The 16,999-nt window shown below is 44.6% G+C and carries 15 protein-coding genes; 11 read left to right on the top strand and 4 right to left on the bottom strand.

Translation table 11 applies throughout. The features are described from left to right. Positions 1-50 precede the first annotated feature (50 nt). The 4 genes from MMA19_RS09630 to MMA19_RS09615 all read left to right on the top strand — a co-directional run bounded on the left by MMA19_RS09630 (position 51) and on the right by MMA19_RS09615 (position 4,368). On the top strand, positions 51-1,571 hold the full coding sequence (locus MMA19_RS09630) for a fumarate hydratase (protein WP_006073689.1): 1,521 nt from the start codon (positions 51-53) through the stop codon (positions 1,569-1,571). A gap of 107 nt (positions 1,572-1,678) precedes the next feature. Continuing rightward, positions 1,679-1,864, top strand: a complete 186-nt coding sequence (locus MMA19_RS09625; RefSeq protein WP_006073687.1) for a hypothetical protein — start codon at positions 1,679-1,681, stop codon at positions 1,862-1,864. A 114-nt stretch (positions 1,865-1,978) separates the two neighbouring features. Then, complete coding sequence (locus MMA19_RS09620) at positions 1,979-3,352, top strand: YcjX family protein (RefSeq protein WP_240206085.1); 1,374 nt, start codon at positions 1,979-1,981, stop codon at positions 3,350-3,352. After that, on the top strand, positions 3,349-4,368 hold the full coding sequence (locus tag MMA19_RS09615) for a TIGR01620 family protein (protein ID WP_240206084.1): 1,020 nt from the start codon (positions 3,349-3,351) through the stop codon (positions 4,366-4,368). Before MMA19_RS09620 ends, MMA19_RS09615 begins: the two co-directional genes overlap by 4 nt. 69 nt (positions 4,369-4,437) lie before the next feature. Here MMA19_RS09615 and MMA19_RS09610 read toward each other — a convergent pair whose 3' ends face one another. Both MMA19_RS09610 and MMA19_RS09605 read right to left on the bottom strand, forming a co-directional pair. Then, positions 4,438-5,058: an HAD family phosphatase gene (locus tag MMA19_RS09610; protein WP_038222831.1), complete on the bottom strand. Its 621-nt coding sequence runs from the start codon at positions 5,056-5,058 to the stop codon at positions 4,438-4,440. 52 nt (positions 5,059-5,110) lie between these two features. Further along, entirely contained in the window at positions 5,111-6,013 is a 903-nt protein-coding gene (locus MMA19_RS09605; protein WP_088875824.1) for a LysR family transcriptional regulator, read from the bottom strand. A 126-nt stretch (positions 6,014-6,139) separates the two neighbouring features. On the opposite strand from MMA19_RS09605, the gene MMA19_RS09600 reads away from it, so the two are divergent. Continuing rightward, positions 6,140-7,096: an NAD(P)H-dependent oxidoreductase gene (locus MMA19_RS09600; RefSeq protein WP_124939907.1), complete on the top strand. Its 957-nt coding sequence runs from the start codon at positions 6,140-6,142 to the stop codon at positions 7,094-7,096. A 32-nt stretch (positions 7,097-7,128) separates the two neighbouring features. On the opposite strand, the gene MMA19_RS09595 is transcribed toward MMA19_RS09600, so the two are convergent. Further along, entirely contained in the window at positions 7,129-9,024 is a 1,896-nt protein-coding gene (locus tag MMA19_RS09595) for a sigma-54-dependent Fis family transcriptional regulator (protein ID WP_239920030.1), read from the bottom strand. A gap of 316 nt (positions 9,025-9,340) precedes the next feature. On the opposite strand from MMA19_RS09595, the gene MMA19_RS09590 reads away from it, so the two are divergent. The 6 genes from MMA19_RS09590 to MMA19_RS09565 all read left to right on the top strand — a co-directional run bounded on the left by MMA19_RS09590 (position 9,341) and on the right by MMA19_RS09565 (position 15,361). Further along, positions 9,341-10,429: an ABC transporter ATP-binding protein gene (locus MMA19_RS09590; RefSeq protein ID WP_006073675.1), complete on the top strand. Its 1,089-nt coding sequence runs from the start codon at positions 9,341-9,343 to the stop codon at positions 10,427-10,429. 6 nt (positions 10,430-10,435) lie between these two features. Continuing rightward, complete coding sequence (locus tag MMA19_RS09585; RefSeq protein ID WP_240206083.1) at positions 10,436-11,536, top strand: ABC transporter ATP-binding protein; 1,101 nt, start codon at positions 10,436-10,438, stop codon at positions 11,534-11,536. Continuing rightward, positions 11,536-12,399 carry a sugar ABC transporter permease gene (locus MMA19_RS09580; protein ID WP_006073672.1) on the top strand — a complete coding sequence of 288 codons (864 nt, stop codon included), beginning with the start codon at positions 11,536-11,538 and terminating at the stop codon, positions 12,397-12,399. Before MMA19_RS09585 ends, MMA19_RS09580 begins: the two co-directional genes overlap by 1 nt. Positions 12,400-12,411: 12 nt before the next feature. Further along, the gene (locus MMA19_RS09575; protein WP_006073671.1) at positions 12,412-13,230 is read left to right on the top strand and encodes a carbohydrate ABC transporter permease; all 819 of its coding nucleotides are present in this window, start codon (positions 12,412-12,414) and stop codon (positions 13,228-13,230) included. A gap of 11 nt (positions 13,231-13,241) precedes the next feature. Beyond that, entirely contained in the window at positions 13,242-13,514 is a 273-nt protein-coding gene (locus MMA19_RS09570) for a DUF2160 domain-containing protein (RefSeq protein WP_006073669.1), read from the top strand. Positions 13,515-13,642: 128 nt separating this feature from the next. Beyond that, positions 13,643-15,361 (top strand): ABC transporter substrate-binding protein, encoded by a 1,719-nt coding sequence (locus MMA19_RS09565; protein ID WP_038222822.1) that lies wholly within the window; start codon positions 13,643-13,645, stop codon positions 15,359-15,361. A 63-nt stretch (positions 15,362-15,424) separates the two neighbouring features. Here the strand turns inward: MMA19_RS09565 and MMA19_RS09560 are convergent, their stop codons facing one another. After that, on the bottom strand, positions 15,425-16,795 hold the full coding sequence (locus MMA19_RS09560; protein WP_240206082.1) for an L-serine ammonia-lyase: 1,371 nt from the start codon (positions 16,793-16,795) through the stop codon (positions 15,425-15,427). Positions 16,796-16,999: the final 204 nt, after the last annotated feature.

The following is a 16,999-nucleotide window of genomic DNA, read 5'->3' as shown; positions in this document are numbered from 1 at the left end:
TTCAAAGAAAGTTCGTAATTCTGGAAGCTAAAATTATAAAGAGGTATTCAATGGCGGTTATTCGTAAAGAAGATGTGATCAGTAGTGTTGCTGATGCATTGCAATACATCTCGTATTACCATCCCCTCGACTTTGTTCAAGCCCTAGATAAAGCTTATCAAAAGGAAGAAAGCCAAGCGGCAAAAGATGCCATCGCGCAAATTCTCATTAACTCGCGCATGTCCGCAGAAGGTCATCGACCAATTTGCCAAGATACAGGTATCGTTACCTGCTTTGTGAACATTGGTATGAATGTCCAATGGGACTCTGATCTAACTGTTCAAGAGATGATCGATGAAGGCGTTCGTCAAGGTTATACCAACCCTGACAATCCGTTGCGTGCATCTGTGCTAAAAGATCCAGCAGGTAAGCGTATTAACACCAAAGACAATACGCCAGCTGTGGTTCATATCAATATGGTACCAGGGGATAAAGTTGAAATTCAAATCGCAGCGAAAGGCGGCGGTTCTGAAAACAAAACCAAAATGGTCATGCTTAATCCATCTGACGACATCGCAGAATGGGTAGAGAAAACCTTACCTACTATGGGGGCAGGTTGGTGTCCACCAGGTATGTTGGGTATAGGTATTGGCGGTACGGCTGAGAAAGCGGCAGTACTTGCAAAAGAATCTTTGATGGAGCATATCGATATTCAAGAGCTTATCGAACGTGGTCCTTCTAATGCAGAAGAAGAGCTTCGCCTTGATATCTTTAACCGTGTCAACAAACTGGGCATTGGTGCTCAGGGTTTGGGCGGCTTAACGACCGTCGTCGATGTTAAAATCAAAACCGCACCAACTCACGCAGCTTCTAAGCCTGTGTGTATGATTCCAAACTGTGCGGCAACCCGTCACGTTCACTTCACTCTCGATGGAACCGGCCCAGCAGAGCTTACGCCACCAAAATTGGAAGAGTGGCCAGATATTACATGGGAAGCTGGCGAAAATACTCGTCGAGTGAATCTTGACACTATCACTAAACAAGACGTTCAAGAGTGGAAAACAGGTGAGACTCTATTGCTCTCTGGGAAAATTCTGACAGGTCGTGATGCAGCGCACAAACGTATTCAAGGGATGTTGGAGAGTGGTGAAGGCTTGCCAAAAGGTGTCGACTTTAAAGGCAAATTTATCTACTACGTAGGTCCAGTAGACGCCGTTGGCGATGAAGCAGTAGGACCAGCTGGCCCAACAACATCAACTCGTATGGATAAATTTACTGACATGATGCTGTCTGAAACTGGACTAACTGGCATGATTGGTAAAGCGGAGCGTGGTCCTGCGGCGATTGAGTCTATTAAAGAGCACAAGGCTGTGTACTTAATGGCTGTCGGCGGTGCGGCATATTTGGTAGCTAAGGCGATTAAGAAAGCCAAAGTGGTTGCGTTTGAAGACTTAGGTATGGAAGCTATTTACGAGTTTGAAGTAGAAGATATGCCTGTGACTGTCGCGGTAGATTCAAGCGGAGCGAATGCTCACCAAATTGGTCCAGATACGTGGAAAGTTAAGATAGCGGAAGCAGAAAAAGTTTCTTAATCCGCTTAGAAAAAGTGGGTGTGTGAACGCATACTCACTTTTTTTTATCTATAATTCAGGCGTATACTAAAAAACATACTAGAAAAAGAACCAAGGAGAGAGCAACAATGCCTCGATTCATACAAATATTACAAATTGCGTTATTGCTAGTAGTGGGATTTTTCGTTGGCTACGATTTAATACTGCACGGTATCAGCATCTTTAATGAAAAATACGTCACCATGGCTTGTGTGCTGACGGTTCTGTTGGAAATCGCACTGTTCGTCATTTATAAGTTAATTGAAGACGATTAGGACGCTCTCAAAGTTTCACGTAAACCCCTGAATATTTTCAGGGGTTTTTTGTTCATGTTTCGTTAATCTCGTATAGTGCAAACTTATCCCATTAGTTTTATTGGAGTACGTTAAATGAGCCGAATTGGTCAAGAAGTATCTGATCTTCTGCATCGTAGTATGGACTCTCATGTTCGAATTGCCGTGACGGGTTTGTCGCGAGCAGGTAAAACGGCGTTCATCACTTCACTGGTTAATCAACTGTTGCATACCTCTACACACGAGAATTTACCTCTGTTGGACTGTGCTAGAGATGGACGATTGATCGGTGCCAAGCGTGTCCCGCAGTCTAACTTAATGGTTCCACGTTTTGCTTATGATGACGCGATGAGTCAACTGCATGCAATGCCACCAAGTTGGCCTGAGCCTACGCGCGATGTAAGTGAGATACGATTGGCGGTTAAGTATAAGCCAGCAAAAGGGGCGAAACGCTTAATTAGCAAAACGTCGACTCTGTATATTGATGTCATTGATTATCCGGGAGAGTGGTTACTCGATTTACCACTACTCGATTTGACCTTTGAGCAGTGGAGTGAGTTGCAGTTTGAGAATCTAACGGGTATTCGCCGCGAATGTGCCCAAGACTGGCTGACTAAGCTTGAGCAGTTTGATGCCACTGGAGAAGAAAACGAAAAGCAAATAGCCGACATTTCCGAGAGCTTTACTCAATATCTGTATGCCTGCAAAGAGCGTGGATTACATTGGGTGCAACCAGGACGCTTTGTTCTTCCGGGTGAATTAAAAGGCGCACCAGTACTGCAGTTTTTCCCTTGTCAGGCTCCGTCAGACAAAGTCGCTAAGACGAGTGGTTATGCGATGCTCAAGCGCCGCTATGAAGAGTATCAAACCAAAGTGGTGAAGCAATTCTACAAGAATCACTTTGCGACATTTGATCGTCAGATTGTGCTGGTGGATTGTTTACAGCCACTCATGGCAGGCTCAGAAGCGTTTCATGATATGAAAGATGCGCTGCAACAAATTATGAAGAGTTTCCGCTATGGACAATCTAGCTTACTACGTCGCTTGTTCTCTTCACGAATAGATAAAATTCTGTTTGCCGCCACAAAGGCTGATCATGTCACGCCAGATCAGCACAACAACTTAGTGAGCTTGTTACAGCAAATGGTACATCCAGCGTGGCAAGATACTGCGTTCGAAAATATAGAAATGAGCTGCATGAGCGTCGCTTCCATCAGAGCGACCGAAGCAGGATTTGTAGGTAAAGGAAATGAGAGCAGTGCTGCGCTAAGAGGAACGACCTTGAATAATGAAACCATGACCTTGTATCCCGGTGATGTGCCAGCCCGCCTCCCAAAGGCTGAGTATTGGAAAAACAATCAGTTTGAGTTTACCTCATTTAGACCGCTTGAAACGGCGGTTGACGAACCTTGCGGGCATATTCGACTTGATAAAGCACTGCAGTATTTGATTGGAGATAAACTTCGATGAGTGATATCAAAGGTAGAAAAGTCTTCACTGAGGATACTTCCGAAATAGAATCTTCAGTGGATATAAACAGCCAAAAGCTGTTTGAACCAGAACAGGCGTTCATACCTGTTGAACATGAAGCAAATGATCAACAGGACGAGCTAGAGCTTGAAAGAGTAGTCAAAGGAAGCAGCAAAAAAGGCTGGATTGCCACTACTTTATTAACGGCATTTGCAGGCTTAGTTGGTTGGCAAGCGATAGATAACGTCGTGACTGCTGCCAATACCGGAGACTGGTTGTCTTTAGGTTGGTCAGGCTTGATTACCGCAGTAGCGGCAATGGGTATTGGGGCGTTTGGTAAGGAGCTGTATAAGCTTCGCAAACTGAAAGACCACTTTTCGGTTCAGGAACAGGCCGAAGCACTGATTGCCAACGATGGAGTGGGGCAGGGTGAGAAATTCTGTCAAAAGCTAGCTGATGAGGCGGGGATACAACCTGAAAACCCTTCGTTTGACCGCTGGAAGAACAGTATTCACAGTGCGCATAGTGATGCTGAAGTGCTAAATATGTACCAGTCCATGGTACTGAAAGAGCAGGATAAGCAAGCACTGGCCGCAGTGTCGAAGTTATCGGGGGAAGCGGCAATTTTGGTGGCTCTGAGTCCATTGGCTATTGCTGACATGCTTCTCATCGCTTGGCGTAATTTCCGAATGATCGACAAATTATCAGAGGTTTACGGCGTAGAGTTAGGTTACTGGTCAAGACTTAAGTTGTTCAAACTCGTATTAATGAACATTGCATTAGCGGGTGCCAGTGAACTTGCCATTGAATCAAGTGCGGATATATTGTCGATGAACTTGGCAGAAAAACTTTCAGCCCGAGCTGGACAAGGCCTTGGTGTGGGGCTACTAACAGCTCGTTTGGGTTTGAAAACGATCAGTCTAATGCGACCAATCCCGTTTCCAAATGAGGAGCGTCCAAAACTGGGTTCAATTCGTAAGTCTGTATTGGAAAGTTTGAAGAGCAAGCTTGGTTAAGCGTTTGTTCATTTGAATCAACTAAAATAGTAACGGCAGTTCTTGTCACGAGAACTGCCGTTATTCGTCTTAAAACTCTAAACCCAATTCTCGAAGTACATTCTCCGCTTGTTGTGCGTCGCTGAACTGAATGGCATGCAGTCCACATTGCACTGCGCCGTCGACGTTGTATGGCATGTCATCCAAAAATACGGTCTCTTCCGCGATAAGATTGTTGCTGTTGAGTAGCGACTGATAAATGTCAGCAGAGGGTTTGAGTACACCCAACTCAGCCGATACGGTAGCAGCTTCGAATAGTGGCCAGAAGTCATAACGATGCTTTAAGTGCTCGACAATTTCATGGACGTTGTCCGTTAATGCATAAATGTTGTAGCTGGCTTGTTTCAGGCGCTTAATGAGATCGACCGTACCAAAAATCTGAATTTGGGTTTCTTTGATGTAGTAGAAGAGTCTCTCACACTCAGCCTCAGATAGCCCCAATGCAGTTTGATATTCTTCTTGTGCTTGATGTTCGGTCAATAGACCCTTGTTAAGAGCCATCCAAATATCATGTTGAAAAATAGCTTTAGCCTTTTGCTCTGCTTCATGAGCACTATACCCAAATGTTAGTCGAACGATCTCAACGGGAGACCAGCGAACAATCACGTTGCCAACGTCGAAGACCACGTTGCGAATTTTACTTGTGTTCAATTTGATACCTCGTAGTAGGGACAATGCATCCATGAAAAGAACCGCCATCTAGTTATAGCTGCTTGGTTTTTTCTATCAAAAAATCAATCAATACACGGACACGTTTAGCCTTTTGTGTGTTTTTATGAAAGTAGACATAAAGTCCAGAATATGGGTACCAATAGTCTTCTAAAATTGGTACCAGTTGCTTTTGGGCGATATGTGATTGAATCATAGGTTCGACAAGTCTGCCTATTCCCAAACCTTTTATGGCAGCATCTACCATTAAGTTCGTGTCATTAACAACCATGGAGGTAGGCATCTCCACCGAAAGCATCTCTCCCTGTTTGTTTAGCAATAGAGGTGCAATTTTGTTTGATGAGATGAATCGATACTGTATCAGCTTGTGATGTTTCAAATCATCTGGGCATGATGGTTGTCCATAGTGTTCTATATAGGCAGGGGACGCAAAAAAGGCTTCTTTCATAGAAGTCGTAAGTGGTCGAGCGACCATGCCTTCTTCCACTTTATCACCAAAGCGGATGCCAAGATCAAAGTTCTCGTTAAGTATGTCGATTGTGGCGTCAGAAACTGAAATTTCTAGTTGTATATGAGGGTATTGCTGACAGAATTCCGCGTAAATGGGCTCGATTAAATACTGATAGACAAACCGTGGCATGGTGACGCGAACCGTGCCAGTTGGTTCTCGGCTTAAATCGCTGACACTTTCGAAAGCCAAACTCAGCTCGGAAATAGAATGCAAGGTGCGTTCATGCAGTAATCTACCTGCTTCAGTGACTTCAATGCGTCGTGTTGTACGTGTAAACAACGGTAGACCCAATTCTTGCTCTAAAGCTTTCAACGCATTGCTGACTGAAGGAGGTGCCATTTCGAGCTTTTGAGCCGCTCTGGTAATGCTACCTTCCTGAACGATCGTATTAAATACAATCAGTTGGTTGAATATTGTTCCGTTCATGATTAGGACCTAATACTATTATTAGCTTTAAGCTAATAATTATTTAGCTAAAAGTCATCTAAAAATTATCAATGATACTAATTACACTACTCACATGTTAAGTCAGTAACCGATGAGAAAGTCATTATGAGCCAGGTTTTAGTTATTTCAGGTCATCCAAATTTGGACGCGTCAAATACCAATAAAGTTATTTTGAACCAATTAAGTGATCATTTTGATGACATTGAAGTGCGTCAACTAGACCGTTTATACCCTAACTATCAGATCGATGTAGAGGCAGAGCAAGCGGCTTTAGTGAAAGCTGACGTTGTTGTACTGCAGTTTCCGTTCTACTGGTACTCCATTCCTGCATTGCTGAAAAAATGGATTGATGATGTATTCAGCTATAACTTTGCTTATGGCGCTAAAGGCGACAAGTTAAAAGGCAAAGATTTGGTGCTATCGTTCACAATCGGTGGTCCTGAGGAGTCTTATACCCCGCTTGGCTATAACCATTTCTCAATTGAAGAGTTGTTAAAACCTTTAGAGCAAACCGCTTATCTTGCAGGAATGAATTACGTTAAGCCAATTTACACTCATAGCATGGTTTACATTGCAGGCGTGTACAACAAACTGGAGGAGGTAGAAACTCGTGCTAGGAGTCATGCTGACCGCTTGCAAACGAGGATTGAAGACCTTATCCAATCACCAGAAAACCGTATTAGTAAGTTTGTGACTCAATGGTTCGCCCAGTTTGATGAACTTCCTGAGTCGACTGATGACTTTACGCGTTATTTAAGCATGGATATCAAATGGTCAGCGCCAGAAGGAACATTTTCAGGTCATGATGGGTTTAGAGATTGGTATTCTATCGTTAAGCGCACCTTTAAACCGGATTGTCATCATCAAATCGAGCAAATAGAAGTGCGTAGAGAAGACAATAATTACGCAGTCGAACTCAGAATACGCTTACTTGCAGACACCTATCCCGAGTCAACGCTACGTGGTGAAAGCATTAACTTGCTGGTTAACGAAGTTTGGAAAGTAAGCTTGGATGACACCAGAATCACAATTCATGATTATCATGTCGATCCAGTGAGTTAATATAAAAACAATCCAAGTGGAGCAAGGGAAGCTTATCTTAACCCTTGCTCTCTTAGGCGTTTGTACAATGTATTGCGACTGACATTAAGCGCCTTTGCAGTGGCCGAAATATTCCTTCCATATTCCTCATAAATATCAAGCCACTCTTGATTGTTTGATACTTGCTCTGTGACTTGTTCAACCAAATTTGGGGCGGCTGATAAGTCTGATGCGGTAGCGCCCAATATAGGTTGAATCGGCGCACTTTCATAAGGTTTGAGGTCATTTATGAAGTCATCAGGTAAGTGTTCTGAGGTGATGGTTTCATCGCCCGCCATGGCGGCTGCAATTTGAATCACGCTAACCATTTGTCTGATATTGCCAGGCCAAGGGTGTTGTTTGAACATCGCCAATACTTCCACGCTTAGATTTGGTACCTCGTTGCCGTATGCGTATTTTCTTAGAATGAATCGGATCAGAGCCTCTTTATCCGTTCGTTCCCTCAAAGCAGGGAGCGTGATGTTAAGACCTGTTACTCGATAATAGAGGTCTTGGCGAAACGTGCCGCGCTCTACGTCAGCTTTTAAGTTCCGGTTGGTTGCGGAAACTAACTTAAAATCAACTGGGTAAGAGGTTGTGGAGCCAAGTGGTGTCACCTTGCGCTCTTGCAGTACTCGAAGCAGTCGAGCTTGAACATTTATCGGCATGTCGCCAAGTTCATCGAGAAACAGTGTTCCTTTATCGGCTTTTCTAATTAATCCCACATAGCCTTTAGTATGAGCACCGGTAAATGCCCCTTTCTCGTATCCAAACAGCTCGGATTCAACCAGTTCAGACGGAATAGCGGCACAGTTTACTGCAATGAGTGGGGCGTGACTGCGTCTACTTGATTGGTGCAGTGCGTTAACAAAAACTTCTTTACCCACCCCGGTTTCGCCATGGATCAAAATGGGTATATCGGTATCAAGGATTCGACTTGCTTGATTAATCGCTTTCGCCAATCTTGGGTCACCGGTATTCAACTGTTCTAAATCAAGTGGTCTGTCCGTTGGAGCAGCTATATCTGTGGTTTGTGGTACCAACCTAAAATCGAGTTGACGACCTTTTGGAATCGTTGGAGGTATGGTCAAGCCAAAATAATTAGACTGGCTACGAGAAGTTAGAGGAAATGGCGTAAAAGGAGGGTGCGATAGCACTTGCTCCATCTTTACATCGAACAATTGTTCCAAACGCTGCAGCGCAAGATTCTGACCAAGTACCACTTCAGCGCGACGATTGGCTGAAACAATAATACCTTCATCGTTAAACACCAACAATGAAGACCATTGACTATCAATGTTTTCAGGAGAAGTATTGAACCAAAATAGGTGATGGGTCGCTTGAAATCGACTAGCTATTAATTGGTTCTCAATGGCCTGTGACATCAGTTTTACCATACCAAGTGTATGAGAAGAGGGCATATAAGCGTCACTTGATATCGACAAAACGCCCGTCATTCTTCTGTCTGCATCAAACAAAGGTGCTGCGGAACCTGCCATAAATCGGTTTGAACTAAGAAAGTGTTCATCGTGAAAAACTTGCACAATGGAGCCCGTCTCTAAAGCCGTGCCTATGGCGTTCGTGCCAATTAACTGTTCCTTCCATTGCACGCCATTTTGAAACACTTGTGGTTGATGTTGGGTAAAAAAACGTTGTTCTCCCCAGCTATTCAAGACCTGGCCTTTAGTATTTGCCAAGGTAATGAGGCAGTTACTGTTTGCCAATAAACTGTCGTAAAACGGCAACACTTTTTGTTGTGTAGTTTCTATTAAACCGGAGTGCTCTTCTGTTGTTCTCGCCAGTGAGGAGCCTGTCTCCATCTCTATAATTGGAGCACTGCTGTGTGACAACCCAGCTTCTCTACATCGTTGCCAAGAGTTTTTAATGATCGTGCTGTGTTTACTGTTCATTTCTACGACCAGCCAAATTAGAGTCAAAATACTAAAAGCGCGTTTGCGAACAAAGATTGTTCACCAATTGCTCAATAAACATATCATTGCTCTGAACAGTTTGAACACATTTGGTTAACAAATGTTACTTGGATCATAAAACGCTTTTGTAGGATAAGTGCTTTCTTTCTATGGGGTTAGCGTTTAAAACTACGCTCATTCAATAGTTTATCGCATGCCTTGTAATTAAATTGTTACAATTTTCGCAAGTTGGCACGACTCTAGCAATCATGAGCAATATCGAAAACGACATTGTTCGAGATGAAAGGAGTTTTTAGTGTCATTAACACTTGAGCAGGTAAGCAAAGTAGTCGACGGCGAGCATCACATATCCGATGTGAACCTCACCTTTGAAGCAGGATCGTTTAACGTTTTGCTTGGGCGAACACTCGCAGGTAAAACCTCATTGATGAGATTGATAGCAGGTTTGGATAAACCTACATCAGGACGAATTCTGGTTAACGGCGTTGATGTAACAGGGGTTTCGGTAAGAGAGCGAAACATCTCGATGGTTTACCAGCAATTTATCAATTATCCCAATCTAACGGTATTTGAGAACGTCGCTTCTCCACTACGACTTGCTGGTACACCTGAAAAAGAAATCATCGAACGTGTGCACGCGACAGCAGACATGCTTCGCATTACTGAACACTTAAAAAAGCACCCATTAGAACTTTCTGGTGGTCAGCAGCAAAGAACCGCAATGGCTAGAGCATTGGTCAAAGATGCTGAAATTATTTTGTTCGACGAGCCCCTGGTGAACTTAGACTACAAACTTCGTGAGGAACTGCGTCAGGAAATGCGTGAGTTGTTCAAAACCCGTCACACGATCGCTATCTACGCTACTACAGAGCCTAACGAAGCTTTAGCACTTGGCGGAACAACAACCATTCTCCACGAAGGAAAGGTCATTCAGTCAGGCCCGACCGCAGAGGTGTATCACACCCCAGATTGCGTGACCTCAGCCACTCTGTTTAGTGAGCCTCCTATTAACTTACTAAAAGGTGACGTTACTGAAAGTGAAGTCACGTTTGATCAAAGTGCTCACTTCCCGCTTAACCAGTCGTTAAGCAAGCTTGAAAAGGGTAGCTACAAGTTTGGTATTCGACCCAGTCATCTTAGTTTGTTACCGAAAAACGACGACGATGTTGAGCTGACGGTTCAAGTGGAAGTCGCCGAAATTAGTGGCTCAGAGACATTTCTTCACGTTCGTAATGCGCATTTTGAGTTGGTGCTTCACTTGGCTGGCGTTCACAGCTATGAAGTGGACGAAACCATCAAAATCTACATTCCAATCCACAAATTCTATGTATTCGGTATGGACGAAAAACTGATTCATGCTCCGATTAATGATGTGAGAGGTTAGTCAGTCATGGTCCAAATTACACTCAATTCACTGGCTCATACTTATGACAAACAGCCAAGCGAGTCGTCGCTGTATGCTATTAAAGAAATGAACCACGTTTGGAAACAAGGTGGAGCATACGCGTTATTAGGTCCATCGGGCTGCGGAAAATCGACACTACTCAACATTATTTCTGGGCTCATGAGTCCTTCGCAAGGTGAAGTGCTTTTCGATGACATGAAAGTGAATGAACTGCGCCCTCAGGATAGAAATATTGCTCAGGTTTTCCAGTTTCCGGTGATATACGACACTATGACGGTGTACGACAACTTAGCGTTTCCGCTGCGAAATATGAAGGTGCACAAAGCTAAAATTCATTCCAAAGTGACGGAAATTGCCGAAATTCTCGAGCTGACCGCCGTGCTGAACAAAAAAGCAAAACACCTTACTGCGGATGAAAAGCAAAAGGTATCGATGGGAAGAGGGCTGGTTCGTGATGATGTCTCGGCGATTCTATTTGACGAACCACTAACGGTTATCGACCCGCAGTTGAAGTGGAAACTAAGACGCAAGCTTAAGCAGATCCACCAACAGTTCAATATCACCATGATTTACGTGACCCATGACCAACTGGAAGCGTCGACGTTCGCAGATGAAATTGCGGTTATGTACAACGGGCAAATTGTGCAATTCGGTACACCAAGAGAGCTATTCGAAACCCCTAACCACACCTTTGTCGGCTACTTCATTGGCAGTCCTGGAATGAATCTAATGGAAGTGACACCAACTGAGGTTGGCGTGCGATTTGATGATGTCGATGTGCCGTTGTCGTCAAGTTATCGAGACGCTATTGCAAAGGCATCGAGTAACAATATCAAGATTGGAATAAGACCGGAATTTGTTCATGTATGGGAGAAAGACAACCCTTCTGCTTTAAAAGCACAGGTATTGCATGTTGAAGATTTGGGTACCTACAAAATTCTCACTTTAAAGCTGGGTGAACAGCACATCAAAGCACGCCTTCAAGAAGACCAACATGTACCGAAAAGTGTCGCGTACATCAGCTTTCCAGAGCAATGGACAATGCTCTATGTCGATGAATTCTTAGTCAATGTAGGAGGCCACTAATGGACAAAGCAGTCAACAACAAGGCATGGTTTCTAGTTCTTCCGGTTTTCGCCTTGGTGGCTTTTAGTGCCATCGTGCCATTGATGACGGTAGTGAACTACTCGCTACAAGATATCTTTGACGCTAATACCGCCTACTTCGTTGGAACGGAGTGGTATCGAGAAACGTTAAATGATGAACGACTACACGGAGCGTTGCTGCGTCAGTTTGGATTTACGTTTACGGTGCTAATGATTGAAGTTCCCCTTGGGATTATTGTGGCACTCACCATGCCAACCAAAGGCAAGTGGTCGGTGTTTTGCCTAATCGTATTGGCTATTCCATTGCTTATCCCACTTAACGTCGTGGGGACTATCTGGCAGATCTTTGGTCGTGCGGACATTGGCTTATTTGGTTGGGCTCTAAACGGGCTTGGTGTTGATTATAACTATGCAGGTAATCCGGTCGATGCTTGGTTGACTGTGATTCTGATGGATGTATGGCACTGGACGTCACTCATCGCTTTGCTGTGTTATTCAGGTCTGCGCGCTATTCCGGATGCCTACTATCAAGCGGCCAATATTGATCGCGCCTCTACATGGTCAATCATCCGTTACATTCAGCTTCCAAAGTTGAAGAGTGTGTTATTGATTGGTGTGTTAGTGCGCTTCATGGACAGCTTTATGATTTACACCGAACCCTTTGTGCTTACTGGAGGGGGGCCAGGTAACTCAACCACGTTCTTAAGCCAAACCTTAACCAAGATGGCCATCGGACAATTTGATATTGGTCCTGCTGCGGCTTTCTCCATCATTTACTTCTTGATCATATTACTCGTCAGTTGGGTGTTCTATACCGCGATGACGCACGGTGAGAATAAATAAAGGGATTTAACCATGACGAAGTCAAAATACACACGCTATACCCAAATTGTCGGCTTAGCACTTTATATCATCTGCTTGATGCTGCCGATTTATTGGCTGCTCAATATGTCGTTTAAAGAAAACCAAGAGATATTGGGAAGCCTAAGCTTCTGGCCAGAAAACTGGACATTTAAAAACTATCAGACCATTTTCTCCGACCCTAGTTGGTATATGGGATACGTCAATTCCATCATCTATGTAGTAATGAATATGTGTATTACGCTGGCAGTGGCTCTGCCTGCAGCGTATGCCTTTTCACGCTACAAATTTGTCGGCGATAAACACTTGTTTTTCTGGCTGCTGACCAACCGAATGTCACCGCCTGCAGTATTTCTGTTGCCGTTCTTCCAGTTGTATTCATCGGTAGGCCTGTTCGACACCCATATTGCGGTCGCGCTCGCTCACTGCTTATTTAACGTGCCTTTGGCGGTTTGGATCCTTGAAGGATTTATGTCAGGTGTTCCAAGGGAAATCGATGAAACCGCCTATATCGATGGTTACAGCTTTCCAAAGTTCTTTATGAAGATATTTCTGCCAATGATCCGTTCCGGTATTGGTGTGACGGCGTTTTTCTGCTTCATGTTCAGCTGGGTTGAGTTGCTGCTTGCTCGAACACTTACATCAGTTGATGCCAAGCCTATTTCTGCGGTGATGACGCGAACCGTCAGTGCCTCGGGGATAGATTGGGGCGTGTTAGCTGCGGCCGGGGTACTGACTATCGTACCGGGCATTCTTGTCATTTGGTTTGTTCGCAACCACGTTGCGAAAGGTTTTGCACTGGGTCGAGTTTAAGGAGACACATTATGGCTTGGATGGCATGGACGACTCCGTCTGCACTGTTTTTTATTGGCATCGCACTGATTTTGTTAACGATGACCATTGCTGAAATTAAAGCGCCATGTATTGAGCGCAAAGGGTTTCTCCCAATCAGTACAACACGGGGAGACCGACTGTTTATTGGCTTGCTGAGTTCAGCCTATATACACCTTGGGTTTGTGGGACTAACGGAGCTCTCTATTTGGGTGCCGTTTGCGATTTCCACGGTTTGGATTTTGACCGTTTTGAAATGGGGGTAATAACAACTTTCACCGATAAGTGCCTAACCATGCTCAACATGCTGTATTTGGCTTCAATGTCATAGGGCTCGCTTAGGTGTGACTAATAACGTACGAAACAAAACACTCATAATTGGAGTAAAACAATAATGAAAAAGGATATGAAGAAGTCTTATCTTACCCGCTGCGTTGCTTTATCTATTGCATTCGCAGCACTCTCGCCAAACGCGTTTGCCGATATGGACGCGGCTAAAAAGTGGATGAGTGAAGAGTTCACTCCGACGACGTTGACCGCTGATGAGCAAGCGAAAGAGATGCAGTGGTTTATTGATGCTGCCAAACCTTTCAAAGGCATGGAAATCAACGTTGCTTCGGAAACCATCACTACCCACGAATATGAAGCAAAAGTTCTTGCTAAAGCGTTCTATGAGATAACCGGCATCAAAGTGAATCACGATTTGATTCAAGAAGGTGACGTGGTAGAAAAGCTGCAAACGCAAATGCAGACAGGTCGCAATATCTATGATGGCTATATCAATGACTCAGACTTGATCGGCACCCACATTCGATACGGAAAAGTGGTACCAATCTCTGACTTTATTGAAGGTGACGGTAAGAGTGTGACTAACCCATATTTGGATCTTCCCGACTTCATTGGCTTGGATTTCACCACAGGTCCTGACGGTAAGATTTACCAGCTGCCAGATCAGCAGTTTGCGAACCTATATTGGTTCCGTGCAGACTGGTTTGAGCGCGACGATCTTAAAGCCAAGTTTAAGAAGGAATACGGTTACGAGCTAGGAGTGCCACTTAACTGGTCTGCATACGAAGACATTGCAGAATTCTTTAGTGAGAAGGTGAAAATGATCGATGGCGAACGTGTCTACGGTCATATGGACTACGGCAAAAAAGACCCATCACTAGGTTGGCGTTTCACTGACTCGTGGTTCTCCATGGCTGGTGCGGGTGATAAAGGGATTCCTAATGGTTTACCAGTTGATGAGTGGGGGATTCGTGTAGAAGGCTGTAGCCCTGTCGGTTCCGATGTGGCTCGCGGCGGTGCGACAAATGGTCCAGCGGCGGTGTATGCGACCACCAAGTATGTGGATTGGCTAAAACAATATGCGCCACCTGAAGCCCAAGGGATGACGTTTGGCGAAGCAGGTCCGGTTCCCGCACAAGGTTCTATCGCGCAGCAGATCTTTTGGTATACCGCGTTTACAGCTGACATGACCAAGCCAGGGCTACCTGTGGTTAATGAAGATGGCACACCGAAATGGCGTATGGCACCATCACCTCGTGGCCCATACTGGGAAGATGGTATGAAGCTTGGTTATCAAGATGCGGGCTCGTGGACATTCCTAAACAGTACGCCAGTGGATCGTCGTCAAGCCGCTTGGTTGTATGCTCAGTTTGTCGTGTCTAAGTCTGTGAGCTTGAAGAAAACACTGGTTGGTTTGACGCCAATTCGTGAGTCAGACATTAACTCTCAAGCGATGACAGATGCTGCTCCTAAGCTGGGTGGTTTGGTTGAGTTCTACCGCAGTGATGCGCGTAAACAGTGGACTCCAACAGGTACCAATGTGCCAGACTATCCAAAACTTGCACAGCTATGGTGGCAATATGTTTCTGAAGCGGCGAGTGGAGAAAAAACACCACAAGAAGCTCTGGACGGCCTAGCAGCAGCTCAAGACAAAGTGCTTAAGCGTCTAGAAAGAAGTGGCGCTCAGGGTGATTGTGGTCCAAAACTGAATCCTAAGAAGGATCCAGAATATTGGTTATCACAACCAGGAGCGCCTAAAGCTAAGCTCGCTAATGAGAAACCTCAAGGCAAGACTATCGCTTACAAAGACTTAATCGCGCAGTAATATCGTTAAGTTGTTCATCAATAAAGGCGACCTCTGGTCGCCTTTATTTGTTTACTTGCACATTTATTCACAAGGCGGGGCCAAATGAATTAGCGCCAATCCACCTTGCGAGGTCTCACGGTACTTCTTATTCATATCCTTGCCTGTCTGATACATAGTATCGATGACTTTATCTAAAGATATGAGACACTTACTGGTTCGCTTAAGCGCCATGCGCGAAGCATTGATTGCCTTCATTGCACCCATGGCATTGCGTTCGATACAAGGGACTTGAACCAAACCGCCGATAGGGTCGCAGGTCATACCGAGTGAGTGCTCCATGGCAATCTCTGCTGCGATACACATTTGCTCGTTACTACCACCTCGTAGTGCGGTTAGGCCAGCTGCTGCCATGGATGATGATACGCCTACCTCACCTTGACAGCCCACTTCAGCACCGGAAATAGAGGCGTTGGTTTTGTAGAGGATACCGATGGCTCCGGAAACCGCTAAAAAGTCTTTGAGCTGTTTGGTATCAAGCTCTTTAATAAAACGATGGTAGTACATTAATACGGCTGGAATAACGCCCGCAGCTCCGTTTGTTGGAGAGGTGACCACTTGACCGCCCGCCGCATTCTCTTCACTTACGGCAAAGGCAAACAAGTTGATCCAATCCATAATTTCCATCGGATCATTTTCGATGGCGGCATTTGCTTCCAGCTTTTTCAGTAGATTAGGAGCACGACGGGTGACGTTTAGACCGCCATCCAAGATACCTTCAGTTTCAAAACCGCGCTCCATACAACGTAACATGACTCGCCAAATCTGCTCGGCTTTATCATTGATTTCTTCAAGATCTTTGAACGCCAATTCATTGCGAAGTACCATACCACCGAGGCTCATACCGTGTTCTTCTGCTAGCTCTAACATTTCGTCAGCGCTGCTAAACGGGAATTCGACACTGACGTCTTCTTCGTCTTTACCGTTTTGCAATTCATATTCTGTGGCAATAAAGCCACCGCCGATGGAATAGTAAGTCTCAAAGCCAATGCGTTCACCTTGTTTATCGAATGCGGAAATGGTCATGCCGTTTTCGTGTAAAGGCAGATTGTCTTCATGAAACAGCATGTCTGTTTCGTAGTTAAACGGAATATGGTGAGTGCCTGAGAGAGGTAACACGCCATCTTCGATAGCATTTCTCATCGCTTGATTTGCGCTCGAAATCTTAATAGTGTCAGGTTTGTTGCCCAATAAGCCTAAAATAGTGGCACGATCAGTGTGGTGACCGATGCCTGTCAGTGACAGGGAACCGTAGAGATCGACTTGAATCCGGTTCACTTTAGTCAGTTGGTCTGCGATTAACTCAGTGAAACTATGCCCAGCGATCATTGGACCATTGGTATGGGAACTGGAAGGGCCAACCCCGATTTTGTAAATCTCAAATATTGAAAGCATGCACACATTCTCTTCTATTGGTCGCTTTGAGTGTTGGTTGACGATTATGTCGAGAACAAAAGCGTATTTTTTAACGTTATGTTTACATTATATTGGATTGTGCCATAACTAATGAAGTTATGTGGTCCAATTTTGTAACCAAGCTAGAAGATTCTGCGATAATTGACTGGTAGAAGAAACTTTATATGCGCTAGTTTTCTTAAA

The sequence above is a fragment of the Vibrio sp. CyArs1 genome, from assembly GCF_022432925.1.
Taxonomy (GTDB): Bacteria; Pseudomonadota; Gammaproteobacteria; order Enterobacterales; family Vibrionaceae; genus Vibrio; species Vibrio mediterranei.
The sequence above is the reverse complement of the archived record's forward strand: the minus strand, read 5'-3'. Positions and strand labels throughout refer to the sequence as shown.